Annotated in this window: 12 protein-coding genes and 1 pseudogene; all 13 read left to right on the forward strand. The window is 64.1% G+C overall.

Annotation, left to right across the window (positions count from 1 at the left end):
- Positions 1 to 2: 2 nt before the first annotated feature.
- The 13 genes and pseudogenes from NRB20_RS28405 to NRB20_RS28465 all read left to right on the forward strand — a co-directional run bounded on the left by NRB20_RS28405 (position 3) and on the right by NRB20_RS28465 (position 26,959).
- On the forward strand, positions 3 to 710 hold the full coding sequence (locus NRB20_RS28405; RefSeq protein WP_153414411.1) for a class II aldolase/adducin family protein: 708 nt from the start codon (positions 3 to 5) through the stop codon (positions 708 to 710).
- A 30-nt stretch (positions 711 to 740) separates the two neighbouring features.
- Entirely contained in the window at positions 741 to 1,682 is a 942-nt protein-coding gene (locus NRB20_RS28410) for an ABC transporter substrate-binding protein (protein ID WP_153414413.1), read from the forward strand.
- A gap of 191 nt (positions 1,683 to 1,873) precedes the next feature.
- On the forward strand, positions 1,874 to 3,379 hold the full coding sequence (locus tag NRB20_RS28415; RefSeq protein ID WP_153414415.1) for a UbiD family decarboxylase: 1,506 nt from the start codon (positions 1,874 to 1,876) through the stop codon (positions 3,377 to 3,379).
- A pseudogene (locus tag NRB20_RS28420) lies at positions 3,376 to 3,786 on the forward strand (UbiX family flavin prenyltransferase); the annotation flags it as partial. The gene NRB20_RS28415 and the pseudogene NRB20_RS28420, both read left to right, overlap by 4 nt.
- 320 nt (positions 3,787 to 4,106) lie before the next feature.
- Positions 4,107 to 5,015 (forward strand): hypothetical protein, encoded by a 909-nt coding sequence (locus tag NRB20_RS28425; RefSeq protein WP_153414417.1) that lies wholly within the window; start codon positions 4,107 to 4,109, stop codon positions 5,013 to 5,015.
- A 109-nt stretch (positions 5,016 to 5,124) separates the two neighbouring features.
- Positions 5,125 to 7,407: a hypothetical protein gene (locus tag NRB20_RS28430; protein WP_153414419.1), complete on the forward strand. Its 2,283-nt coding sequence runs from the start codon at positions 5,125 to 5,127 to the stop codon at positions 7,405 to 7,407.
- On the forward strand, positions 7,404 to 8,006 hold the full coding sequence (locus NRB20_RS28435; protein ID WP_153414421.1) for a hypothetical protein: 603 nt from the start codon (positions 7,404 to 7,406) through the stop codon (positions 8,004 to 8,006). The genes NRB20_RS28430 and NRB20_RS28435 overlap by 4 nt, the downstream gene beginning before the upstream one ends.
- Positions 8,007 to 8,739: 733 nt before the next feature.
- Entirely contained in the window at positions 8,740 to 13,332 is a 4,593-nt protein-coding gene (gene pglW, locus NRB20_RS28440) for a BREX system serine/threonine kinase PglW (protein WP_153414422.1), read from the forward strand.
- Positions 13,329 to 16,982 (forward strand): BREX-2 system adenine-specific DNA-methyltransferase PglX, encoded by a 3,654-nt coding sequence (gene pglX, locus NRB20_RS28445; protein WP_153414424.1) that lies wholly within the window; start codon positions 13,329 to 13,331, stop codon positions 16,980 to 16,982. Before pglW ends, pglX begins: the two co-directional genes overlap by 4 nt.
- Before the next feature lie 2 nt (positions 16,983 to 16,984).
- Positions 16,985 to 20,872 (forward strand): BREX-2 system ATPase PglY, encoded by a 3,888-nt coding sequence (pglY, locus tag NRB20_RS28450; protein ID WP_319945508.1) that lies wholly within the window; start codon positions 16,985 to 16,987, stop codon positions 20,870 to 20,872.
- Complete coding sequence (gene pglZ, locus NRB20_RS28455; RefSeq protein ID WP_153414426.1) at positions 20,869 to 23,460, forward strand: BREX-2 system phosphatase PglZ; 2,592 nt, start codon at positions 20,869 to 20,871, stop codon at positions 23,458 to 23,460. The genes pglY and pglZ overlap by 4 nt, the downstream gene beginning before the upstream one ends.
- Positions 23,461 to 23,465: 5 nt before the next feature.
- Positions 23,466 to 24,818: a BREX system ATP-binding protein BrxD gene (gene brxD / locus NRB20_RS28460; RefSeq protein WP_227833952.1), complete on the forward strand. Its 1,353-nt coding sequence runs from the start codon at positions 23,466 to 23,468 to the stop codon at positions 24,816 to 24,818.
- On the forward strand, positions 24,815 to 26,959 hold the full coding sequence (locus NRB20_RS28465; protein WP_319945509.1) for a DEAD/DEAH box helicase: 2,145 nt from the start codon (positions 24,815 to 24,817) through the stop codon (positions 26,957 to 26,959). The genes brxD and NRB20_RS28465 overlap by 4 nt, the downstream gene beginning before the upstream one ends.
- Position 26,960 lies beyond the last annotated feature (1 nt).

The following is a 26,960-nucleotide window of genomic DNA, read 5'->3' on the forward strand; positions in this document are numbered from 1 at the left end:
CGATGACCAGCACCGAGATTCGGCTCACCGAGGCCGTGACCGACTTCGTCGCGGCCGCCACCCGCGACGCCGAGCAGGCGTTCCGGGTGTTCCGCGAGACCGGCACGGTGACCGGCAACGGAACCGTCAACTTCGTCGAACGGGTGCCCGGCGAGGACATCGCCGTCGCGCTGAACGAACCCGGGCCCTGGGCGGCCGATCGCGGCGTGCGGCCGGTGGTGGCGACGTTCGACGGAGAAGTGTTGTCCGGCAACGGTTCCGCGGGTTTCGTCACCGGCTACGGCCCGGTGTTCCGCGCCCACCCCGAGATCACCTCCGTGGTGCACGTGCACAGTCCCTGGCTGGGTGGCTGGGCGCAGACGCACCGCACCTTCCCCATCCGCTACGCGGCCGTCCAGCGGCTGACCCTGTCCCGGGAGATCCCGCCGCACATCGACCGCAGTATCGGCGCGGGCGCGTTCGTGCTGGACCGGTTGACCCACGATCCGGACCTGATCGCCATCTTCGAGGCGAACGGCGGCGCGAACGTCATCGGGCGCGCCGGTCTGCTGGAGTTGGCGAAACTGGTGGTGCTGCTGGAAGAGGGCGCGCAATACCAGGCCATCGCCGAAACTCTCGGCGGCTCTGTCGAATTCGACAAATCCAATCTGGCCGTGCAGTGGGGTCGCACCGGGCTGGCCGATGAGGCCCGCCGCCGCGGCCTGATCTGACATCGCCCGTACAACTTCCCAGGAGCATCGATGACCGTCCGGGTCGGCTACTTCCCGCACAACAACTCCCTGTTCGTCCTGCGCCACCGCGGCATTCTGGAACGCGCACTGCCCGACGTGGAATGGGTGGACCTGCGCGCCCTGCCCCAGCCCGCGCGTGCCGACGTGAAATCCGCACTGCCGTCGGTACATTCGGATCACCTGTTCGCCGCGGGCGGCTTCGATTTCATCGGCACCGGTTTCACGCCGCCGATCACCGCGCTCGGCAACGACCGCGACATCGTGTACGTCGGCATCTCCGGACCACGGATCGAGAACGGGCGTCTGGTTACCAAGGCGGACAACGGAATCGAGTCGGTGGCCGACCTGAAGGGCAAGCGGGTCGGGATCGCGCACGGCTCCTGGCAGACCACGCTGCTGCTGTTCGCGCTGGACGCGGCCGGGCTCGGCTGGGCCGATATCGAACCGGTCGACACCGACGTCAACGACGGGGGCGCGCTGCTGCTGGACGGCTCCCTGGACGCCTGGGTCGGCGCCTACCCGGGCCTGACCGCGGTCGAAGCGGCCACCACCCTGCACACGCTCGTCGACACCGAATCCGTGTTCAGCCACCCCTCGCTCTGGTTCACCAGCCGCGAGTTCGCCGAGCACAACCGCCCCGCACTGGAAGCGATCATCACCGCGCTACAGGAATCCGACGCCTGGATCGTGGCGAATCCGCGCGCCGCGGCCCAGTACTTCGTCGACGATATCCGCACCCGAGGCGGCACCGCCGACATCGACGCCTGGGAAGCCGCGCTGCGCGGCCGCCCGTTCGGTATCGGCCCGGTGACCGAGGAATTCCTCGACGAACAGCAGCGCGCCGCGGACCTGCTCGCGGCAAATGGTTTGCTACCGAGGAAGATTCGCGTTCGCGACGCGGTGGAACCCTCGATCGGAGACTTCGTCGCGAAGTCGGCCGTCGCCAACTGATCCTCTTCTACTCGGCGTCCCATCCCGTAGTGCTCTCGGCCTACGGGGTGGGACGCCGCTCTGTGTCCGAACCCCGCCATCCCTGGATGTTGTAGCGAATCTTTGGCAAGCTGGGCGGCGATGAGGAGCGCCACATCTTCAACCCATCTCGATCTGCGTCAACGATTCGGAAAGAAGAGGGACAAGCGACGATGGCGAGTAAAGGCGACGGCACGCGGCATCCGATCAATGATCTGCGATCGGCATTGGAGCGGCTTCGACATCATCCCGGACAATTGATCGAAACGGATGTGCCGATCGATCCGGACGGTGAACTGGCGGGAGTTTATCGGCGGGTGGGAGCCGGGGGTACGGTCGAGCGGCCGACGCGGATCGGTCCGGCGATGATTTTCAACAATGTGAAGGGGTATCCGGGATCCCGGGTACTCGTCGGATTGGTGGCCAGTCGTAAACGGGTCGGAATCATGTTCGATACGCCACCCGATGAACTCACCCGGAAGATCTTCGACGCGATCAACCACGGCATGTCGCCGATCGATGTGGGCCCGGAAGAGGCCAAGTGTCAGGAAGTGATCTACCGGGCGACCGATCCGGATTTCGACATGCGGAAGATTCTGCCCGCGCCGACGAATACCGATGAAGATGCCGGACCGTATTTCTGCATGGGCCTGGTATTGGCCAGCGATCCCGAACTCGGCACCAATGTCACGATTCACCGATTGTGTGTGCAGGACAAGGATCGGATGACGATCTTCTTCGCGCCGGGCCGTCATATCGATGCGTTCCGGCAGCGCGCCGAGGCGAAAGGTGAATCGCTGAAGGTCACCATCAATATGGGCCTGGACCCGGCGATCCACATCGGCGCCGAATTCGAAGCGCCGACGACTCCGCTGGGTTACGACGAATTGCGGATGGCGGGCGGTATCCGGCAGGAACCGGTGAAACTGGTCGACGGGGTGAGCGTGGCCGCGAAGGCGATCGCTTACGCGGAGGTCGTGATCGAAGGCGAAATCCTGCCCGACGTGCGGGAGGAAGAGGATCAGAACACCCATACCGGACATGCGATGCCCGAGTTCCCCGGCTACGACGGTGATGCGAATCCGTCTCTGCCGGTGATCAAGGTTACCGCCATAACGACCCGGAAGAATCCCATCCTGCAAACGCTCGTCGGCCCCGGGGAAGAGCACGTGAGTCTCGCCGGACTGCCGACCGAGGGAAGTATCTACAACGCCCTGAACGATGCCATGCCCGGTTTCGTCACGGGCGTGTACGCGCACAGTGCCGGTGGCGGGAAATTCCTGTCCATCCTGCAATGTAAGAAGACGAACTCCTTCGACGACGGCCGCATCCGGCAGGCCGCGCTGCTGGCCTTCGGAGTGTATTCCGAGCTGAAGAACCTGATCCTGATCGACGAGGACGTGGATATCTTCGACACCGACGATGTGCTCTGGGCGATGACCACCCGCATGCAGGGCGACACCGATATCATCACCATTCCGGCGGTCAGCGGTCACGTCCTCGACCCGAGCCAGAATCCCGATTACAACCCCAGGCTTCCGGCCAAGGGCACCACCGCGAAAACCATTTTCGACGCGACCGTGCCGTTCCATCTCAAGGACAAATTCGAGCGAGCCCATTTCCGTGATATCGATCCACGCCCATACGCCCCCGAGCTGAATCTGGAGTACCCGGTATGACTCAGGCAGAAAAGGACCGCATCATCGTGGGGGTGACCGGTGCGACCGGTACCGTGTACGCCGTCCGGGCACTCCAGGTACTCCGCGAGGTGGGTGTGGAAACGCATCTGATCGTGAGCCGGGCCGCGGAATTGGTGCGCGCCTACGAAACCGATATGAGCAAGGAGGAATTGGCCGCCCACGCCGACTTCGTCTACAACATCAACGATGTCGGCGCGCCGATGTCCTCGGGATCGTTCCGCACCCTCGGCATGCTGATCGCCCCCGCCTCCATGCGCTCGGTCGGCGAGATCGCCAGCGGCGTCAGCTCGACCCTGCTGTCCCGCGCGGCCGACGTCGTACTCAAGGAACGTCGCCGCCTGGTGCTGATGGTCCGCGAGGCCCCCTTCAACCTGATCCAGCTCCGCAACATGACCACGATCACCGAGGCCGGCGGCACGATCTTCCCCCCCGATCCCCGCCTTCTACCACCGCCCCAGCACCCTGGAAGAGGTCATCGACCAATCCGTCGGCCGCGCCCTGGACCAGTTCGGCGTCCACACCGACATCTTCCCCCGCTGGGACGAATCCCTGCGCACGAGAATGCAACACCATCGGGACAACGCGGCCGACGAGTAGACCCACGCATCTCGGAGGCTTCTGAAAGGCGGGCACACAACCGTTGCCCGCCTTCCCCTCGCGTAGCATTCCCTGCTGGAAAGCGTCGTCGACGGCGAGAGGATCCGCGATGGGCACCTACCAAGGGCTCGATGACTGGGTCGGTCATGTCGGCCTGGCGATTCTGCAAGTGGAGGGACTCGAAGGCGACGGATTCGAGGTCGACTTCACCGGTGCGTCACTCGCCCCCTTGGAACGGCTGCTGCCGTCGTATTTCGTTGCGACGAACGATATCTCGGATCCCGAACAGCAGGAGCTGGCCGACGGTGTGGCCGGATACCTCGGTGAGGTGCTGATGCGGCTGGCCGGTGGCGCCTGGGGTTGGGATGACGGCGAGCCCTTCGTACATGCGGACGACGCGGTCGGCCTGGCAACGGTGTACCCGCTGCGAATTCTGGCGCGAGCGGTCGCCGACATGAGCGGCCACGAGTTCTCCGATGTGTACACCGAATGGTCGAAAGTCATTGGCCAGCACCGACTTTCGAATCCGGACTGGAGACCGGAGAAGAAGCGAACCCCGGGCGTCGATCCCGTCGAGATGAGCTCGGCGGACGCCGCGTACATCGCGACCTGGGTCGCCGAACGTCGCAGCACGTTCGAACAGTGGACCCGCACCTACGGCCCCGACGGCACCTGGGATTTCGGACCCGAGTCATTGGATACGCTGGAAAGCCTTCTGCTGCAACAAACTCCGCTGCCCAAGGATCTGCGCGACCCCGCACACCGCGAATTCGTCCAGGGCGCGGCCTGGTATCTCGGCGAGGTGGTGCGCCGAATCGGGGGAGGGGACTGGGTCTTTCGCACCATGGACCCCAAGTCGCCGAGCATCTACGCCGGCGATCCCTGTGTGCAGCAACTCGATCCGGACGGCAGGCGCGTCAAGCCGGTCGTGATCCTGCGCGATTTCGTGCGGAATCGCGTCCCTGGCACGTTGCGCGAGGAGTACGCGCGCTGGCTGCCGGAGCCCGAAGGTAGCTAGCGTCAACGGTTTCGGCCCCGGCGAAATTCACTCGTGGTACGCCTCGCGCGGGGCTACCCTCGATGTACATCGGTATCGGCCGAGTCGCACCGAGGTGCGGACCCGACCGGTGCCTGTGCGGAATCAGGTGGGGTCGGGCGGGCATGTCGTCCGGTTCCGTGAGGGGAAGGCCGCGGCCGTGAATGACTTCCTGAGAGTCCGCCTGGCGTGTGTCGTCATGCTCGTGATCGCGTTGACCGGCGCGGTGCTGGGGCCCGCCGTCGCGGAACCACCTCCGGCACAGTATCTTCCGGGTTTCGATCCGACCGCGCCACTGCCTCCGGGGCTGACGGTGCCCACCTTCCAGTTCCCGTCCGCGCAGGACATCTTCGATCTGCCCGCGCCACCGGACCCCACGACCTCGCCCGACGAGTACGAGATCTACGAGGAGTACGTCACCAAACTGAGCAACAGGAAGAACCTCACCCCCGGCAGCCCGGCGCATTTCTATGCCCGGTGGGAGGACTACAAGGCACGAGGTGGGGACAGTTCGTTCGAGGAGTATCGGCAGGCGTACGCCCGGATGCGGGACAATGCGAAGCGGGGCAAGGCATTCGAGCCCTTCATTCGCAACAACAGCAAGAATCTGTTCTCCGGTAAGGGCTGGCAGTTCGACAAACCCGTCGCCGGAACCGGGGTGGGCGAGAAGCCCGACGCCTATTCCGACAGCGAGCCCTATGCCTACGAGTTCAAAGCCAGCGCCGAGTTGCGTGCGAAACAACTCGACGGGTTCGTCAAACTCGCCCAGCTGAAGAACAAGACATTCGTGTACCTGTTCCAGCAGCGGCCGTCCAAGGCCGCGTTGGACGCGATCGAAAAAGCGAATCTGGCCATGCCCGAGAACCAGGGCCTCACATCCGGTCAAACGCTCAATCGGGTGGCGTTCATCGCGCGCTACTACCCGGCGACCGCGGTCGGCGTCTCGATCCCCGACAGCAAGAAGGCCCCGCCCCGGCCCACTTGGACCTCGGCGACCAGCGCCGGCAACGGTGGTGTGCTCGCCGCCCCCGGCCAGCACACCCAGGACGGCGCGTTGAATACTGCCCTGGTCAATTCGCCCGACTCTCCCGAGGCCGCCGCGCGGGCGGCCGCGCTCGCCGAGGACATCGCGAAACAGGACGCGGCGGAACTCGGCGCGGAGTACAACGAGGACGAGTCCGTCACCGAAAGCCTTGGCGGCGTGGACTTCTCGACCTTGCAGTTGCGCTACGTCACCGACTCCTACCAAGGCCAGGCCGCGCAGTTCGCCTTCCAGGCCGACGCCGCTCCGAACGAGCAGGTCTCCTACGGTGGCCGGACCGCCGCGAAGCTGGCCTCGGACGCGTTCTTCGTCTGGCTCGAACTGCCCACCGACGTGTTCACCGTCAACCTCAGCCCCGACGAACCCGACCGCATCATCAACGACCAGTTCGGTCGCACCGACGCGGGCCGGGTCCTCCTGCAGGCCGACCTGCTGATGAAGAAGACCACGGCCAAACTCATCGATCCCGACACGCCACTCGGCCGCCAGTTCTGGGACGGCCTGCACGGCGCAGCGGAGAGCAAGTGCATGTCCGAACGTTCCTGGATCGTGCCGGGCACCGCGACGGTCCGGGACACCGGTAACGAGCTCTACATCCTCGACGCACCCCTGACGGTGAAGACCGAGAGCGACTATCTGGCAAGTGCCGGAGCCGGTTCCGCCAGCGCCTGCACCAAGGACGCCGACGCCGAGTACAACGCGCAACTGTTCCGAACCATGATCGTGCCGTTGGTGCAGAAGCAGGTCAACGAGGCGCCCGAGTACGCGGACCTGCGCCGGGTCTACTTCAGCCGGGTCGCGGCCCAGTGGTACCGCGACCGCAGCCGAACCAAGCACACCACCTATTCGGATCTGATCGACAAGGGCGATATCAGCCGCTGGGTCACGAAGGAGAACTGGACACCGAAGGTCACCTACGACCAGTACGTCACCTCGTATCGGGACGGCGAGTTCCACCGCTCGTACACCACGACCAAGGGCGACATGATCGAGACTTGGACGTATGTCTTCGGCGGTGTCGACTTCAGCGCCATCACCGACAACAGCCTGACCGGTCCCGCCTTCACGAACCAGCACCCGAAACTGCCGCAGACCGTTGGCAATTCGCTCTACGGCCCGGTCTCCGACAACGACGCGAAGAACGTGTGGCTCGGCGGTCTGACGGCGAGCCGCCCCATCGACCAGCTCCCGATCGCCCCACCGTCCCCGGCCACTTCACGACCGCTCTTCTACGTCCTGACAATCCTGCCGATCCTGGCATGGCTCATAGCGGGCGGCTGGCTCCTCATCCGTCGTCGCCGCCCCGTCCCGACCTTCGGGAGGACATCGTGATCACCGCGGCCCCGGCCCCACCCGCACCCCGCATCCAGCGCCCCACCCCCGTAACCCTGGCGTGCTACCTCCTCGCCGGTGTGGCCGCACTACGGGTGGTCTCCGCGATCGCGGCGTTCTACGCCATCCCGGAGTACACCTGGATCTACAGCGAGCGCTACGGCGACACGGACCACGGCCGGATCGCCGCGCTCGGTATCGGCCTACTGGGAGTCTGCTCCGCCCTGGTCGCCGCCACCTACCTGACCCTGGCCCTCCTCGACGCCTCCGGAAAGAACTGGGCCCGCATCCTCACCTGGATCACCGCCACCCTGACCATCGCCGTAACCGCCCTGCTCCTGGCCACGACCACAGCCACCAGCCTCCCCTGGTACCACCACTTCACCACCCTGATCGCCTACATCACCCTCCCTCTCACCATCGCCGCACTGTTCCTCCTAACCCGCCCCGCAGCCGACCAGTACTTCCGCACCTCCCGCCGACCCCCACCCCCGAGCTACCGCTACCCACCGGGCTACATCCCGCCCTACTACGGCCCCCAACCAACCCCCCGCCCAACCTGGATCCCCCCACAACCACCCGGCTCGCACCCACGCTGAGCGGCCATGCGGTACCGGCACTTCGATCGAACACGATTGCGACAGCTCAGCCTCCCACCCACACTCCGTATCATTCTGCGCAACAACCAGAATCGATATCGCTATCCGAGCCATGACAAGCGGTCATGGCGTGTCGTGTCGCGACACACCGATGTTTTTGATCGGTAGCGATCTGTTCGCCAACCGGCGATCCGTCACCAACGCCTGAGGCATCTCCACGCTCGAGTCGGACGTAACTGGCGGAGAGCTCGGAAACCGTGCCCTGCCACTCGAGCGCGTGGCGTGGATTTCGCGGCGCCGTGACCTCTTCCACGGTCTACCAGCTGAATTCGTTGGGGATCGGCTCCGGCTTCCGGGAAATCGGTGCTCGCGCCAAAGATCATGTCCAAGTACTCAATTCGTTTGCTGCGTACATCCTCGGTTGGCGAGGCTCGCACGTCGGACATGTCATCTTCTGCTGGCCGGCATGTTGCTTCGACGTCATATGGGCGCTGCCACAACATTTTTCGAGGTTGCACGACGTATACGGATCGATTGATCATCAGCATTCGGCCAGGGACGGTGGCCTGCTCACCCGATTGCACTCGAAGGATGAGCATGTAACAGAGGCGGCGAGTACGTCGAAGTGTCCGGCGGTGTGGTGGGGATCGGAAAGGACTGCTGTGCTTCGAGATTCGACCGTTCGCCTACCACCCGTGGATTGTGATGGCAAGAGGAAAACGGGGTGCGGGCCATGGAAGTGGGTCGATGGACGCGTATCAGCGAGTCGAGTTTCGAGCACGAGCGTCGTGGTCTGGAGGCCATCCGCGCCGCGCTGCCCGATGTCGACCCCTGGTGCGCGTATTCGAACTTTTCGTTCATCGAGCATTACGGCCATGTGCGAGAGGTGGATCTGCTGGTCATAGCGCCCAATGGTGTCCACCTGATCGAGTTGAAGGATTGGCGCGGCCGCCTCACCGTCGAGGGCGGTGACTGGGTGTTGAAGCACGACACCGGAGGTCGGCGGCATCACCGCAACCCGCTGCATCTCAATGAGCAGAAAGCCAAGGAGCTGGCCGGACTGCTCGCCCCGCATCTCGGGGCCGCACGGGTCTTCGTGACCAGTCATGTGTGTCTCACGAACAGCGGTCTGACGTTCGAACTGCCGCCCGGCGACCGCGTGCACACGCACACCATCGCGGAGTTGGTCCGGGTCTTGAACGAACCGGTACGCGACGAGCGTCGTCGGATAACCGCTCAGCGAGCGAAGGCCGTTGTTCGGGCGCTGACGAAGGTCGGAATCGGCCGCAGTGAAGCCGATTTCACCGTGGGCGCGTACCGGCTCGAACACAGGCCGTTCGACACCGGGCCGACCTGGAGCGACTATCGGGCCGAACACTCCGATCTCGGCACGTCGGCACGCGTCCGAATCTACGTCTCCGAACGCGGCGCGGATGCCGAGGCGCGCAGGTCGGTGTACGACTCGGCGAAGCGAGAGGCGGCGGTACTGCGCCGGTTCCGGCATCCCGGCGTGGTGCGGTTCGTCGATATCGACTCCGGTGCGCATCCGGCGGGTCCGGCGCTGATCTTCGAATACGATTCGTCCACTGTGCGTTTGGACGAATTCGTCTCACGTCATGCTGCGGCTCTGGACCTTGCCGACCGGTTGCAGCTGGTACGGCAGCTCGCGGAGACGGTGCGCGCGGCGCACTCCAAGCGCATCTACCACCGCAGCCTGGCCGCACACTCGATACACGTGATCCCACGTCGGCACGACCGGAGTGGCCGTCGGCTGGCAGAGCAAGATGGTTGGCGCACACCGCATCTGCTGATCTCGGACTGGCAGATCGCCGCACAGCGCAGCACGGTCAGCAGACCGGGCCTCACCGGCGGATCGACGACGGGGCTCGCGACGACACATCTGGCTCCCGGCACCGAGGTATATCTCGCGCCGGAGTTGGCCGCCCCCAAACCCGAGCCGATCGAGATGGATGTCTACGGCTTGGGCATGCTCACCTATCTGCTTCTGGCCGGTCGTCCTCCGGCTGCGAGTCAGGCGGAGTTGCTCGCCAGGCTGGAGGCGGGTGAGGGGTTACGTCCCGGTGTCGTGGTGGACGGCCTGAACTCCGATCTCGACGAACTGGTCGACGCGGCCACCGCCTATCGGCCCGAGCGCAGGATCTCGACGGTGGACGAGTTCCTCGAGTGGTTGGAACTCATCGAGACCGGACTACGCAGCCCGGCCGAGCCGGAACCGGTTGCGCCGGAGGTTGATCCGCTCGAAGCGGTCGCAGGTGATGTCCTGAACCGACGTTGGGAGGTACGCCGGCGGCTGGGCACCGGCTCGACCAGTCGTGCGTTCCTGGTCCGCGACCTCGAGTCCGATCCGCAGGCGAAGGACACGCGAGCCTTCGCGGTCCTGAAGGTGGCACTGTCGGATGGTCGCGCGGATGTGCTGACCCGCGAAGCCGAGGTGATGCGGCGGCTGCGCAAGGATGCCCGCATCATCCAGCCGGTGGAGCCCGGGCTCGTCCATCTCGGCAACCGGACCGGGTTACTACTCGAATATGTCGGTGACGAAAGGGAATTGACCGCGCCGCCGGACGCCGGAAGCAAGCGTCGGCGCACCGAGGAGACCGTCGCGCGGCACCTGCGCGAGAACGGCCGACTCACGGTCGACGAATTGGAGGCATACGGCGAATACCTGTTCGGCGCGGTCGAATTCCTCGAAGGTGAGGGCATCTGGCACCGTGATCTGAAACCGGACAACATCGCTATCCGAGTGCGTCCCAATCGAACTCGTCAGCTGGTGCTGATCGACTTTTCGCTGGCGGGCTATCCGGCCAAGGATACCGAGGCCGGGACCGACGGCTACCTCGATCCGTTCATCGGCACCATCGGCCGGCCCAATTACGACGCGCACGCGGAACGTTTCGCGTTGGCCGTGACCCTGCACGAGATGGCATCCGCGGAGCTGCCTCACTGGGGTGACGGTTCGGTCGCGGCCCGGCAGACCGATCCGAAGCAGCACCCCTGTCCCGAAATCGCCGCGGACGCTTTCGATCCCGCGATTCGGGACGGGTTGATCGGCTTCTTCCGCAGAGCGCTGCATCGCGATGTCGCGCAACGATTCGACGATCTCAAGCCCATGCGCGACGAGTGGCGGCGGATCTTCCTGGAGATGGCCCGTGCGGTGCCGTCCCGGCCGCGGACCCGGCAGCCCGGCACGCAGACGACTGCTGGTGCCTCGGAAACCCCCGCCCGGCTCGAAGTCGCGGAGCTCGCGCCCGCCGATGCGGAGACCTCCGGGCAGGAGCGTGACCGTATCGCGGAGCAAGTGACCCGTGAAACCCCCTTGGCGACTGCCGGTTTGACGGCGGCGGCCGAGCAGTTCCTGTACGGGCTCGGCATCAACACGGTCGGCGATCTCCTCGATTACAGTCAGCGCAACCTCATCAACGCCCCCGGTCTGGGTGCGCGTACTCGTATCGAGATCCAGAGCCGCCAGAAGCAATGGGGCAGACTGCTGGGCCGCCCCGCCCCCAACCCGCTCACCAGTGAGGGACGCCGCGCAGCAAAGGAGGAACTGAACGAAGTACATTCCGCCCCAGCGGATTCGAGCGCGGCGACGCTGCGGGCACTGAGCCTGGACACCCTGGTATCGCAGCTGGTGCCGGAACTCAACAACAACGGCAGCAACGCCACCAAGGTCGACATGGTGACTCGGCTGCTCCGGGTTCCCGGCGCTGATGACCTGTCGGAGCTTGGCGTATGGCCGACCCAATCCGCAGTGGCGGCATCGATGGGAGTCAGCTCGCCGACCATCTCACTGTCGCTGAAACAGATGCGTCAGAAGTGGCGCAAATCCGATGCGCTGTCCGCGGTGCGTGATGAAATCCTGGAGCTGCTACGGGAATTCGGCCGGGTCGCTTCAGTGGTCGAACTCGCCGACGCCCTGATCCTGCGCCGCGGCACCCGGCTGGACGGCCGTGCACAGCGCCGGGCATTGGCGGTGGCGGTAGTGCGGGCGGTTTCGGAGGCCGAGCAGTTGACGCCGGATCAGGCGGCGTTCAAATGCAATGATCCTCGCGACGGAGTACTCCCGGTAATACTGGCACTGGAGGTCGACGAAGCGAACGATCCACCCGAAACACCTTCGGTGAAGGCTCTTTTGGGCTATGCCGCACGGCTGGGCGCGACGGCCGACCGGTTGGCGGACTCGGAGACACTCCCGACCCCCGCCACCGTGCTGGAGCGGTTGAGTGCGATCGATGTGCCGCCCGGTGTCGTCGAATGGTCCGATCTGGGCTGGGATGAGCGACGATTGGTGCAGATGGCAGTGGGTGCATCGCGGAATGCCGCCGCCACACCACGTTTGGAGATCTATCCGCTGACTCTGCCGCTGATCCGAGCGGCGCGCCTCACCCAGGCGGGGCTCGTGCGTCTCACCCCGGGCCTGGAGCGTCTGCGTCAACCCGGTGTGCGAGTCGATGAGGTGCACGAGCGGATTCGCAGAAGATTCCCGGAACTCGGTGTGGAACGGGGGCTTCCGGAAGGTTCGGAGCTCACCGCGGCTTTGCGCAACGCCGGATTCGATCTGATCCTGGAGACCAGTGCCGAAGGGGTGACCCGCTACCTACCCGCACACGGGATCGACGCCTTCAGTTCGATGTCGGTGTGGTCGGGCCGTCGATCCACCGCGACCTCGATCCGGGACGGCCGCTGGGCCGATGACCCCGCGGTGGCGGCGGCATCACGGGCCGAGGAACAACTCGCCGACGCGGTGGGTCGCGACGGCTTCCGAGTGCTGACGGTGCGTTCCGCGCTCACCGGCCTGGCAGTCGGCGAGATCGCGAGTCGGTTCGTGGCCGAGCCGATTTCGATGACAGGACTGTTCCTGTCCGCCATGCACGATTTGATTCCCATGGGTGGCAAGCCGACCTGGGAGACGATCTTGCTGGCCGACGCCGCGGAACCAGGCAGCAAGCGCGCGATCCGTTTCGCGGAGTACGCACGTACCGCATGGGGCCGCATCGAACCGCAGGTACTGACGCGCCTGGGGGCAGCGGCAGGCCCGGTGCTCATGACGGACACGGTTGTCTTCGCCCGCTACAACGCGATGGGCGTGCTGCACCGGCTGTCCGAACGAGCGCGGCACAGTGGTCACGGGCTATGGATGCTCTGTCCGCAGGACGACCCCGAACGAAAACCGCGCTTGGGTACGGTCGCCGTTCCTTTCCAAGCCGGGTTCAGCGAATGGATCGTGCTGACCGATGACTGGATCCGGAACACCCACCGCGCCGATGGCAGCAGCATCGAGGCCGACGACCGGGGAGTGTCGGCATGATCGACGCAGATTCGTTGCTGGCAGACCTCCGCAAGCAGGTGGTGGCGCTCGAGAAGGACTTGATCCAGCAGGTCGAGCGCCCCGAAACCGATTCCGCCCGGCAGGCTCGCGATCGGCTACTCGATGAATACCACGAGGCGAAGAAGGTCGGCCGCACCGCCGCCACCTGGTCGACCTGGCTGATCGGCGACGACAAGTTCCCCGGCCGCATCCCCCAGGTGGCTGCGGCCTGGATCCTCGGCACGGTCTTCGTACGCTTCTGCGAAGACAACCTGCTGATCACCGAGCCGTACCTCACCGGCCCCACCCCCGACCGCCGTGATCTGGCACAGGCCCGCTATGACGCCTACACCGAATCCGACCCCGACCCCACCTACCGAGGCTGGCTACTGCGCGCCTTCGCCGAACTCGGCTCCGGCCAAGCCGGAAAGCTCCTCTTCGACCCGAACCACAATGCCCTCTACCAGGTTCCCCTGTCCCATGAAGCTGCGGGCGGATTGATCGCATTCTGGCGTACCCGAAGCGAATCCGGCGATCTGGTACACGACTTCACCGACCCGCTGACCGAGGACGGCAAGGAAGGGTGGAATACGCGTTTCCTTGGCGATTTGTATCAGGATCTCTCGGAGAACGCGCGCAAAGCGTATGCGTTGTTACAGACTCCGGAATTCGTGGAAGAGTTTATCCTTGAGCGCACTATGACTCCAGCTCTCGAAGAGTTTGGGCACGAGGGGCTGATGGTTATCGATCCTACCTGCGGTTCAGGGCATTTCGTGCTGGGGGCTTTCCGGCGGTTGGTCAAGGCGTGGAAGGGTGAGCCGTGTGGGAAGGACCTGTATCAGCAAGTGCGGGCTGCGCTGGATTCAGTCCATGGGGTAGACCTCAACCCATTTGCCATCGCTATCGCTCGGTTCCGATTACTTGTGGTTGCCATGGCGGCTGCCAAGATCTATACGTTAGAAAAGGCGACTAATTATGAGTGGCCGATCCACCTAGCGGTCGGCGACTCACTCATTCAGAATAGGCAGCTCGAACTCGCTTATGGCAGCAATAGGGATGGAAGCCAGCTCGCCGAATTTTCTTATGCCACTGAGGATCTGACGGAGCATCCGCGCATCCTCCGGAACGGGCGCTATCACGTGGTGGTCGGCAATCCGCCGTATATTACGGTAAAGGATAAGACGCTTAATGAGGCGTACAAGTCGGCCTACGCTAATATTGCGGTCAATCAATACCATCTATCGACACCTTTTGCTGTCAGATTCTTCGAGCTGGCATTGCGGGGTAACCGTGATGGGCGTGGTTATGGGCGAGTTGGGCAGATTACAGACAACGCGTTCATGAAGCGTGAGTTCGGGAAGAATTTGATAGAGTACTACTTCGCTAAAGAGGTGGAGCTCACTGAAGTAATTGATACCTCTGGTGTCTATATTCCGGGGCACGGTACTCCTACGGTAATTCTTGTCGGGACATCACGGTCGGGCAAGTGTCGCATTCCAACTATTCGTACTGTGCGAAGCATTCGTGGCGAGCCTAAAATTCCCCTGGATCCAGAAGAAGGTGTCGTATGGCAGGAAATCATTACACATATCGACAGTCCGGGATTTGTGGGCCAATGGATTTCTGTCGAAGATCTTGATAGAGTACTATACTTCGATAGACAGCCATGGATTCTTCTGGATGGTGGCCTCGAAATGGTCACGCATATCGAGAGGTTCAGCGTAAATCGGCTCGCAGCCGTGCGACGTGTCATTGGTCGTTATGCGCACACCGGTAACGACTCTGCATACTTCGCGCACTCTGGCACATGGGGGAGACTGGGAATCGCTAGTTCGCATACGATCCCCGTTGTAGAAGGTGACGCACTTCGTGACTGGAATGTATTTCCTGTAACGGAAAGTATATTTCCGTACGGGTCAAATTATCGAGCTGAGCTGACGGTTGACGTTGAGCAAGTGCTTTGGAGTGTTAGGACTGCGCTACGTATCCGGCGTGAGCCCGGCGGTGTCCACGAGGATATTGGCTTGACATGGTTCGAATGGAGTCGCTGGCATCCTGAGCGTTTCATCGTAAATTTGGGAATAGCATTTGCGTTCGTGGCGACACATAACCATTTCGTGTTGGACCGTGGGGGAAATGTGTTCAAGCAGTCTGCGCCGGTTATCAAGCTGCCGGAGGGGGCAAGCGAGGAGGAGCATCTGAGGCTGCTCGGGCTGCTCAACAGCTCCACCGCCTGCTTCTGGCTGAAGATGGTCAGCCACGATAAGGGCGGTGGTGGTATCGGCGGTGGAATCGCGAGCGAGTCCTGGGAAAAGTTCTACGAGTTCACGGGAACAAAACTGCAAGAGTTTCCGGTGCCGCCTACACAGCCGGTCGATCTGAGTAAAGAAATTGATCTACTGGCCGATCGGATAACAAAGACCTCCCCGGCTGCGGTTATGAAAACGTGTGTGCCGTCCTCAGTTCTGCTGAACACGGCGCGATCCGAGTGGAATGTCTTACGAGCCCAGTCGGTCGCTCTGCAAGAAGAACTCGACTGGCAGACATACTCAATTTACGGGCTTCATTCCGAGGATCTGCGCGCACTCGAGTCGATAGTTCCGCCGATTACGTTCGGTGAACGTGCATTTGAGATACTTCTGGCTCGTCAAGTCTTGAAAGAGGGAGCATCCGGTGAATGGTTCAGTCGCCATGATGCTACTCCGATAACCGAAATTCCCTCCCACTGGCCCGCTCCCTACAAACGCATCGTCGAAAAACGCATCGAAGCCATCGAGAACAACCGCGCCATCAATATGATCGAACGCCCCGAGTGCAAGCGCCGCTGGGCAACCGAGGGCTGGGATGCGTTGCAGGACAAGGCCCTCCGCTCCTGGCTCCTCGATCGCATGGAACACCGCGATCTCTGGTTCGACGAGAACGACCAGCCCGTCATCCGCACCCTGCCCCGCTTGACGGACCTCCTCGCACAGAACGAGGATTTCACCTCGGTCGCCGCGATCTACGCGCCTCGCCAAGACTTGGCGAAAGTCGTGACGGACCTGATCACCACGGAGCACGTCCCCTTCCTCGCAGCCCTGCGCTACAAACCATCCGGCCTACGCAAACGCGCCGACTGGGAACACGTCTGGGATCTCCAACGCCAGGAGGACAACGCACCGAATCTGGAGCTACAGTTGAAGATTCGCGATTCGATCCCGGTTCCGCCCAAGTACACCACCGCGGATTTCCTGCGCACCTCGTTCTGGCAGGCCCGCGGCAAACTCGATGTGCCGAAGGAACGCTTCATCTCCTACGGCGACACCAACATCCCCACCCCGCAACGCTACGGCTGGGCAGGTTGGGATCACCGGGAGCAGGCTCGCGCTCTCGCGACGTACTTCACGACCCAGTCTCCGAGCACCGAGCAGATCACGCCCCTACTGGCAGGTCTGCTCGAGCTGCAACCATGGCTCGACCAGTGGCACAACGAATTCGATGAGGCCTACAGCGGACCGCCCTCGGCATTCTTCGCCGGATATCGCCGTCAGGTTCAGAGCGAGCACGGATTGAGCGATGAGGATCTGCGCGCGTGGCGTCCGCCGACCGCGACTCGTGGCCGAACCGCCACCCCGAGAAAATCCGCCCGAGCACGCAAGACACAGGAGTGACAGTGGCACCGAAATCCGGCACGCCCAAACCGCTGTTGCGGGACCTGATCCACATCAAGGAACACATCTCCACCTCCGACTATGTGCTGGGACTGGTCGAGTCGGTGACCGATCCGGCCGTCTTCGCCGAGGCGGTGCGCGACTATGTGATCACCGAGCAACTGCTGTCCAACTACGATCAGGCCCTCGCACTGATCAAGTCCGCGCTCGACGGTCGTACTTCCAAACCGGCCTATCTGCACGGCTCGTTCGGTTCCGGTAAGTCGCATTTCATGGCGGTGCTGTACGCGCTGCTGTCCAACGATTCCGCGATCAATTCCGCGGCGCGGGCACGTGCGGAATTCGCGCCGGTACTGGCCAGAAACGAATGGCTCCGGGCGGACGGCCGCCGGTTCCTGCTGGTGCCCTACCACATGCTGGGCGCGAGATCACTCGAGCAGCGGGTACTCGGCGGATATGTGGAGCATGTTCGCAAGTTGGACCCGAATGTGGCTCTGCCGCAGGTGTATCGCACCGATGCGTTGTTCGACACCCTCGCCGGAATGCGCGCCAGGCCCGGCGGTGACGACTTCGTTCTCCAAGCGCTCAACTCGATCTACGAATCCGGCGACGGGGAAGGCGACGAATGGGGTGACACCACATTCTGGACCGCGGACAAACTCGATACCGCCATGGGAGCAGCGGAATCGTACGACCCTGGTAGCCCTCTCGATCTGGTCGATCCGAAGAAGCCGGAGGAGTTGCGTGCGAAACTGGTCGGAGATGCGAGCACAACCCTGATCACCGGATTCACTCGCGACGCGGCCGAGGACGAGCGCAGTTTCATCTCCCTCGACGCCGGTCTGTCGGTGATCGCGGAGCACGCGAAATCCATCGGCTACGACGGGCTCATCCTGTTCCTGGACGAATTGGTGCTGTGGCTGCACACCCAGATGCACGACCACAAGTTCGTGGCTCGCGAAACCGGGAAGATGACCAACTTCCGGGAGGGCGGTGACACCCGACGCGCCATCCCGATCGTGTCCTTCATCGCGCGCCAGCGTGATCCGCGAGAGTTGTTGGGTGGCGAGGCATCCGGCGCGTACGCTGCCGCGATCCACGACAATCTCGAGCTCGCCTCGGGCCGCTTCGACGTGATCGAACTGGAGGATCGCAACCTGCCGGAGATCGCCCACGAGCGGCTGCTGAAGCCGTTGAGTGCGGAGGCGCAGGCGCATATCGACGCCGCGTTCGACGTCACGAAACGGGTCGGCCCGCAGGTGTGGGACGCACTGCTCGGGTCGGATCAGTCCACCGGCGCGGACGAGACTTCCTTCAAACTCGCGTATCCGTTCTCACCGGCGTTCCTGTCGACGCTGGTGCACATGTCCATCGATCTGCAACGTAACCGCACCGGTCTGAAGATCATGGGTGAGCTGCTGGCGCAGCGCCGCGACAATCTGTACCTGGGGCAACTGGTTCCGCTGGGTGACCTGTACGAGGTGCTCACCGCGGGCGGCGATCGGCCTTTCGTCGCGGACAAGCGTGTCATGTTCGAGGCGGCAGATCGGTTGTACCGCAATGATCTTCGGCCCTATCTGCGACGCCTGTACGAGGTCACCGAGGACGATATCGACGCCTACCTGCACCGGCCCGCCGAGATGGTGGATGTGAAGATCGTCAACGGCTGCAAGCAGTTCACCGCCGACAATCAACTGCTGTGCACGTTGCTGCTGTCCGCGCTCGCGCCCAGCGCACCGGCGTTGTACGACCTGAACGCACGCAGCCTGGGCGCACTCAACCACGGATCCATCACCACTCCGATACCGGGCGCGGAGGTCGGTGTCATCGCGAACAAGATCAGAGAGTGGGCGGGACAGTTCGCCGAGATCAAATACAGTGATACCGATGCGAATCCCGGTGTGCGCCTGGAACTTACGGGCGTCAACGTGGACACGGTGCTGGCCAACGCCGGCGTCAACAACACCCGTGCCAATCGGGCGGCTCTGGCGAAGCGGTTGTTGATCGGGGAATTCGGCATCGATCCCGATACCGATGTGTCCGATTCGCACCCGTTGCGGTTCGTCTGGCGTGGTTCGAGCCGATCCGTCGAAGTGGTGTTCGGGAATGTCCGCGATGAGGACGAGTTGCCCGACAACCAATTGCAGCCCTACGACAGCACGCTGTGGCGGTTGGTGATCGATCTGCCGTTCGACGAGGACCGCCGTCCCGCCCGCGAGGACGCCACCCGTGTCCGTGACTTGCGCGCCAAACAGCTCGACCATCCCACCCGGACCGTGGCCTGGCTGCCGGACCACCTGTCCGAGGCGCGCTGGGACGGATTTCAGAAACTGGTCGTCATCGACAAAGCAGTGGCCGACAGGAGCCGGTTCGACACCCAGTACGCCAGCCATCTCAACGCCGACAACCGCACCACCGCGTGGAATCTGTTGACCACTCAACGCGACACATTGATGAACCAGATGCGATCGGCTTTCAAGAAGGCGTACGGACTCGACGCGAAGAACGAGATCGACGTACAGAACGTCTTCGACGACCATCTGCAACCACTGCCCGAGATCGCCGATCTGCGGCTGCCGTTCGGTTCGACCATGCACGACGGCATCCGTCACCTCGCGGGTTCGATGTTGGCACACCAGTATCCCGCCCATCCCGATTTCTCGGACGAGATCGGTAGTCCGGTACGGCTTGCGGACGCGAAAACCGTTTTCACCCATGTGTATTCGGCCGCGCAGGCTCGTGACGGCCGCATCGAGGTGCCGTCGAAAGACCGCAGAATCATGCATCGGATCGCGGTTCCGCTCGGGCTGGGCGAACAGAAGGAAGTGTATTTCGAGCTGTCGCGCCGTTGGGCGGACGACTTCCGACGTTTCGCCGCCACCGACGGTGTGACCGGCGACCTACCGGTCACGACGCTCGCCAAGTGGACAGATCGGCCGCCGCGTGGTCTGGACGAGTTCCTGAAGAACCTGGTGATCGCGGCTTTCGCGGCCATGGATGATCGGGTGTGGGTGCGGGCCGGTGTAGCGCAGGACACCCTGCCCGAACCGAGCCAGTTGAAACCCGTCGACGCACTGGCCAAACAGCCGTTGCCGACCGAATCGGTCTGGAACACCGGCCGAGACCGCTTCGAGGCGATTGTCGGCAGTAAGGCTCCGGCGCTGTTGCGCGGCTCGATGGTCCAGCAGTTGGCTCGTCGGCTCACCGCGTTCGCCCGTGAGTACACCGAATCGACCGCTGCGCTCGTGCGGCAGCTGGAGAGCCACACCACCTTCCTCGATCTGGACGGCTCCGACCGGTTGGTGGCGGCTCGCCGCGCTGCCGCCCTGCTGGCGGCGATATCGGTTGCGGCAGAGGGAGGTTCGGCCAGCGCCAAGAAGACGGTGGAAACCTTCGCCGGTTTCGATCTGGGCGAGACGACGCCACCGCATCTCGGCGCGTCCGTCAAACAGGCCCGCCCTGTCGCCGACGCTCTCGAATCGGCCTCCTGGGGAACGCTGCGGCTGTACAAGCGATTGGGCGCATCGGGCGAACGGTTGCTCGAGTCGCTGCGGATCACCGCTCGTACCAACCAGTTCACCGACGACCTGGTCGCGAAACTCACCGATACCGCGGATGCCATCACCGCGGCGCTCGACACCGAGGATCCGGCGCCGACTCGGACGCAGCGAACGACACCGCGTCCGGAAGATGTGAACCTGGACGAGGAGACCGTTGATCCGCCGAAACCAGCCGATCGAAAAGCGCGCACCCCGGCGCGTTCGGGGTCTCGCCGCTTCGCCGTCGGCGAGGTCCGAAACGCCATCGCCGAGCTCGAACACGAGGTCGAAGACCTCGCCCGCCTCGAACCCGATGCACGCATCGTGCTGAGCTGGGAGGTGATCGAATGAGTGAGACAGCCACCCACGCCGCACTTCCTCGATTGAAGAGTGCGGATGTCGCCCACTATCTTTCGGCCGACCCCAGCGTCGCCGACGCGCTGACGGGACGTGGCGATCGAACGGTCGTGTTGTTGCGGGCCGAACCCTCGTGGGAGGGCCCGGGCGAGCTGACGATGGGTGATCATCGCGCCCTCGTCGCGTCCGCACCATCCGCGTTGGCGGTTCACGAACTCGTACTGCACCATCTGGAAACACCGGATGGTCCGCAGGCACTGGTGGTGCTCACCGATCGTGAGCACGAAGATCTCGATCCGGCCATCCTGTCCCGTACCCACCGCAGGCGCGTCAACCCCGTGGACCGTTGGGATATCGTCCGAAATGCCTTCGGCGCCACCGGAATCGACGAGTGGATCAAACGCGAGCCCTGGGCTGCGGAGGCACTTCTGGACGCAGCAGGACCCAATGGCTGGCCCCGCGTGCCCGGTGCGCTCTCCAGGGGTGAAGCACTATCCGCTCTGGCTTCGCGGCGGTTGCGGCTACCGCCCTCGGGTACCGATCGGATCGATCCGGCCACATTGCTGCACTGGTCGCATATCCCGGGTAATCCCGAGTTGTTCCTGGATCTCCGCGATCGAGAGCGGGACGGGTTGACGACGTTTCTCACCGATGACGAGCAGGCCGGCGCGGTAGCGGCCGTTCTGATCGAACTGGTGCGTGCCGGTCACGGTGCCGATGCGGTGTCCTTCGGACTGGTGGTGGCGGCCCTGTGGCTGCATCCCGAACCTGACGGCGGCACCTACCAGGCGCGTGGTCGCGCCGAACGTCGCCTGGGTGAGCGCCCGGCGGTCAGCACGGACGAACTCGATCACCGCATGATGCTTTTCGGCCGCGCCTGCCTCGACTACTTCGACGTTCAGTTGTCCCGCGCCAACGATCCTCGGGCTCGCAGCGTGAACGGTCGGGTATCCGATCCGGGGACCGACAGCGACACACCGTGGTCGTTGTCCGCCCGTGCTGCCCGTAGGATTGTCGACCCGATTCTGCGTCGCGCGGGCGAGTTGGCGCACGAACTGGGCGCGGGGACCGCCGCCGAGGCCAGCCCGGTGCTCCGCGCCGGACTCGACGCTCGCTTCATCGCGGTCGGAAATGCGCTGAGCCGCAATGATTCCGCGGCAACTGCGGGCGCGGTGCGGGAGCTCCTCGAACACCGTCTCGCCGGCGATCCGGAACTGGAGGTACGCATCCGCCGGGTCGAGATGGCGCAACGCCTCGCCCGCTGGCTCGCTGACGACCCCGACACCACCGTGGATACGGTCGTCGACGCGCTCGACCGGCACATGCGTGAGATCAGTTGGGTGGACAGAGCGCTGAGCTACCTGGAAGCCGGTGGCGACACCGATCCGGCGCTGACGATTCCCTACCGCACGCTCGGGAACGAAGTCCGAAAGCGCCGCCGCGGCCTGGATCACGCCTTTGCGACGACCTTCGCCGCAGAAAAAGCGGCAGGCGCCGATCAGAGCGGGATGCTCACCGTCGAAACCTTTCTCAGCAGGGTGGTCGCGCCGATCGCTGGGTACCGTCGGGTACTGCTGCTCGTAGTGGATGGGATGAGCGCCGCGATCGCCACCGAACTGGCGGACCGATTGCTCGATGGGTGGAACGAATACGACCCCTGCCCGGAGGGGGGCGACCCCCGTCGCCGGGTGATGACCGCGGTAGAGCCGAGCTCGACCGCGGTGGTACGCACATCTCTGTTCGCTGGAAAACCGATGCAGGGTGATCGGAGCGCCGAGAAGCGCGAATTCTCTCGCCACAGTTTCTGGGGCACGAAGAAAACAGCGACCGTCCTTGACCTGGACGATCCAGAATCCCGGGGCGACGATCTCGCCGCGGTTCTGGCCGATCCGGACCAGCACCTCGCGGTCGTGCTGAAATCCACCGACCTGCCCGACCTGCTCCGCACGGCCGCAGAGGAGGGGATGGCGGTCCTGATCACCGGCGATCACAGCGGCGCGTCGGTCGCCGAGGCGACCATTCCGATCCTCGCGTTCCTGCCGTTCGGCGTCGAGTCACCCATCCTCTCGCGGCAACCGGTCTGGCGCCAACTCGGCGATCAGTCCCCGTACTGGTGGTCGTCGGATCGTCCCGCGGCCGCTGCCACGCACACATCGCGCGGGACGCCCGCACGACGCCGCACGACCGATCGCGCGGCCAAGGAACGGATGCAGGGTCTCGAGCCGATGTTCGAACTGCCCGAAATATCAACGGCCACATCGCCGTCGGCCTCGAACACCGTTGACGACGACCTGGTCGCCCGACTGCTCGGGTCGGATATCTTCCAAGGCCAGCGCGCGTTGCTGGCCCGGCCGCCGCAACCGGCAACAGTGGACAAGGCGATTCGGGCCCTGCTGCGCGGCCCGCTACCCATCACGGCGCTGGCGCAGCGCGTAGGTTTCCCCGCCGTCCGGGCCACCGGCTTCGCCGCCATTCTGAGTCAACTGCTCAATTTCGACGGCATCACAGTGTTGGAGACATTAGGCGACGGCCGCACGCTGAAATTGGATGTCGCCCGTCTGCGTACCCAGTTCGGAGTGTGACCGCGATGAGTCCCGGCGAACGGATGGAATGTGAGACCGAGCATGTGAACAGCGTGCCGCCGCCCGTGAGCGCGGTCCGCCGCCGCACAGTGCTCGACGCGCTCCGCCGCGGCGCAGTACCCGAGGCGGGGCTCGACCTGTTCGCCACCGGACTCGATCGATTCGAGGCGGCGATCGACGCGGAGTTCGACACGGTGGCCTCCGGTGGAGCGGTGTTCAAGGCGGTGCGTGGCGAATACGGTTCCGGCAAGACGTTTTTCGCGCGATGGTTGGCCGAGGGAGCGAAACGTCGCAACTTCGCGGTCGCCGAGATCCAGGTCTCCGAGACCGAAACTCCACTGCACAGGCTGGAGACGGTGTATCGACGGCTGATCGAGGGTCTCACCACGTCGAGCTTCCCGCCCAGTGCCCTGCGTCAGGTGGTCGACGCCTGGTTCTACACATTGGAGGAGGACGCGCTCGCCGACGGCGCGTCCGACGCCGATCTGTCCGTGGCGGTGGAGCGGCTCATGACCGCGCGTCTTGCCGAAGTATCCAGGCACGCACCATCTTTCGCCGCCGCACTGCGCGGTTACCGCAAGGCCGTCTCGGCCGGTGACGAATCGTCTGCCGCCGCGGTCTCGGCGTGGTTGGGTGGGCAGCCGAATGTGGCCGCCGGTGCGCGCCGGGCCGCCGGAGTGCGCGGCGACCTGGATCATTTCGGTGCGCTCGGTTTTCTACAGGGTCTGCTGGTCGTACTGCGTGACAGCGGACACCGCGGGTTGCTGGTGGTACTGGACGAGGTCGAGACGCTGCAACGGGTGCGGTCGGATGCTCGCGACAAGGCCCTCAATGCACTGCGTCAGCTCATCGACGAGGTGCATTCGGGACGTTTCCCCGGTCTCTATCTCCTGATCACCGGAACGCCCGCTTTCTACGACGGACAGCAGGGCGTGCAACGGCTCGCGCCGCTGGCCCAGCGCCTGGCCACCGATTTCACCACGGATCCCCGCTTCGACAACCCACGTGCGGTGCAACTGAGGTTGTCCGGCTTCACCCTCGAGTCCTTGACCCGGCTCGGGATCATGATCCGTGATCTGTATGTGCACGGCTCGGGCAACGGCGACCGGATTCGAGCCGTCGTCGACGACGCGTATGTCGCCGACCTCGCGAAGGCAGTGGGCGGAGCGCTCGGTGGCAAGGTCGGCGTGGCACCGCGGTTGTTCCTGAAGAAACTGGTTGGTGATGTCCTCGACCGCGTCGACCAGTACCCCGATTTCGATCCACGTCGGCACTATCGGCTGACCGTGACGCCGACCGAACTGACCGCAACCGAACGGAATCTCACCGGAGCCGACGAGATCGACCTGGAACTGTGATCGAGCGCGACGAGGGCGCCGACTCGATCGATCGTCTCGATCCGGTCGTACTGCATCACATCGTCAACACGCTGGGCTGGCCGGATCTTCGACCTCTCCAGAAAGCAGCCATAGCACCACTACTCGACGGAAACGATGCCGTGCTGCTCGCGCCCACCGCCGGCGGCAAAACTGAGGCGGCCTGTTTCCCCCTGCTCAGCGCGATGGCGCGACAAGACTGGCACGGTGCCTCGGTCCTGTATCTGTGCCCGCTCAAGGCGCTGCTGAACAACCTCCTCACCCGGGTCGACAGCTATGCCCGATGGCTCGGCCGACGAGCGGCGGTATGGCATGGCGACATCGGCGAATCCCAACGCAACAGCATCCGTCGTATGCCCCCCGACATTCTGCTCACCACTCCGGAATCGTTGGAAGCCATGCTGATCGGAGTGAAGACCGATCATCGTGACCTGCTCGGTGGGGTTCGTGTCGTGGTGGTCGATGAAGTGCACGCGTTCGCCGGTGATGATCGAGGTTGGCACCTGTTGGCGGTACTCGAACGATTGCAGCGGGTGACCGGCCGCCCGATTCAGCGCGTCGGGCTCTCGGCGACTGTCGGCAATCCGGACGAGTTGCTGACCTGGCTGCAGGGCTCGGGAGCCGGGCATCGTCCGGGTCGCGTTGTGGCCCCGGATCTCGACACACCGACAACCGCCGCGCGACAGCCGTTTTCGTCCTCTCCGCCGCCTGGCGAAGTCGAACTGGACCATGTCGGCTCGCTGGACAACGCCGCCAAGGTGATCGCGATGCTGCACCGTGGTGAGAAGCGGCTCGTGTTCTGTGACTCTCGTCGTCAGGTCGAGGAACTCGGTGCGGCATTGCGGGCCCGTGGAATCACGGTATTCCTCTCGCACGCCTCGCTGTCCGCCGACGAACGCCGTCGAGCCGAACAGGCATTCGCCGAGGCGCGCGACACCGTTATCGTCGCGACTTCCACTCTGGAACTGGGTATCGACGTCGGTGATCTGGATCGGGTCATTCAGATCGACTCTCCCGGCACCGTCGCATCGTTTCTCCAGCGCATCGGTCGCACCGGCCGACGATCCGGCAGTACGCGCAACTGTCTGTTCCTCACCACCAGTGACGATTCGACGTTACAGGCAGCCGGGCTGTTGCTGTTGTGGGGGCGAGGCTGGGTGGAACCGGTGGCTCCGCCGCCGGAGCCTCGACATCTGGTCGCTCAGCAGATTCTCGCGGTGGCCCTGCAACAGGGGACCGTCGGCGACCGTGTCTGGGAGCGGGAATGGAATGGCTTGTCTCCCTTCGATCGTTCCGGAGAGCCGATTCTGGGACACCTGAGGAGCGCCGGTTTCCTGGACGACGACCAGGGCCTGTTGTTCATCGGGCCGGAGGCCGAAAAGCGTTTCGGGAGACGAAATTTCATCGATCTCACCGCTTCGTTCACCGCTCCGCCGCAGTTCACCGTGTTCGTCGGCAGACACGAGATCGGCCAGGTCGACGCCTCGCTGCTCACCGAGGACCGACCGGGGCCACGCGTGCTGCTGCTGGCCGGGAGCAGTTGGCACGTCACCCACATCGACTGGAAACGTCGCTGTCTCTTCGTCGAACCTGTCGATGGTGGTGGCCGTTCCAAGTGGTCGAGTTCGGGTCTGCGAGGTCTTTCCCGCGCCCTGACCCGTGCTATGCGGGAGGTCGTCCTCGGGGCCGACCCGCCGGTATCGCTGACTCGCCGCGCCACTGCCGCTCTCGCCGGCCAACGCGAAAAACGTTCCGGCACAGTCACAACGGATGGGACGGTGATCACCCGTGATGAGAAGAGCGCCCGTTGGTGGACCTGGGCCGGTTATCGCGCCAACGCGACGCTGGCGTATACCCTCGCGGCGATCAGCGAGCCTGATCAGCGACCGACGGATCTGTCCATCCGACTACGTCCCGATCTGACTCCGGAGATGTGGCGTGCTGTCATCACCGACATCGACGTGGCGCTCCCCGAAGTGGATCCTCGGGCCGTCGATGGACTGAAGTTCGCCGCTCTGTTGCCGGAGCGCCTTGCCGCGGCCACTGTTGCCGCCCGCTTGGCGGATCTGCCGGGTGCCCGGGAGGTACTCGGGGAACGAGCGCTCTTTCACCTCATGTCGTGAA

This window comes from Nocardia macrotermitis (assembly GCF_009604405.1).
GTDB lineage: Bacteria > Actinomycetota > Actinomycetes > Mycobacteriales > Mycobacteriaceae > Nocardia > Nocardia macrotermitis.

Excerpts from the sequence above, each read along its gene's own strand:
- NRB20_RS28415 (WP_153414415.1), top strand. The coding sequence starts at position 1,874 with ATGGCGAGTAAAGGCGACGGCACGCGGCATCCGATCAATGATCTGCGA.
- brxD (WP_227833952.1), top strand. The coding sequence starts at position 23,466 with ATGAGTCCCGGCGAACGGATGGAATGTGAGACCGAGCATGTGAACAGC.
- NRB20_RS28410 (WP_153414413.1), top strand. The coding sequence starts at position 741 with ATGACCGTCCGGGTCGGCTACTTCCCGCACAACAACTCCCTGTTCGTC.
- pglW (WP_153414422.1), top strand. The coding sequence starts at position 8,740 with ATGGAAGTGGGTCGATGGACGCGTATCAGCGAGTCGAGTTTCGAGCAC.
- pglZ (WP_153414426.1), top strand. The coding sequence starts at position 20,869 with ATGAGTGAGACAGCCACCCACGCCGCACTTCCTCGATTGAAGAGTGCG.
- NRB20_RS28405 (WP_153414411.1), top strand. The coding sequence starts at position 3 with ATGACCAGCACCGAGATTCGGCTCACCGAGGCCGTGACCGACTTCGTC.
- NRB20_RS28425 (WP_153414417.1), top strand. The coding sequence starts at position 4,107 with ATGGGCACCTACCAAGGGCTCGATGACTGGGTCGGTCATGTCGGCCTG.
- pglX (WP_153414424.1), top strand. The coding sequence starts at position 13,329 with ATGATCGACGCAGATTCGTTGCTGGCAGACCTCCGCAAGCAGGTGGTG.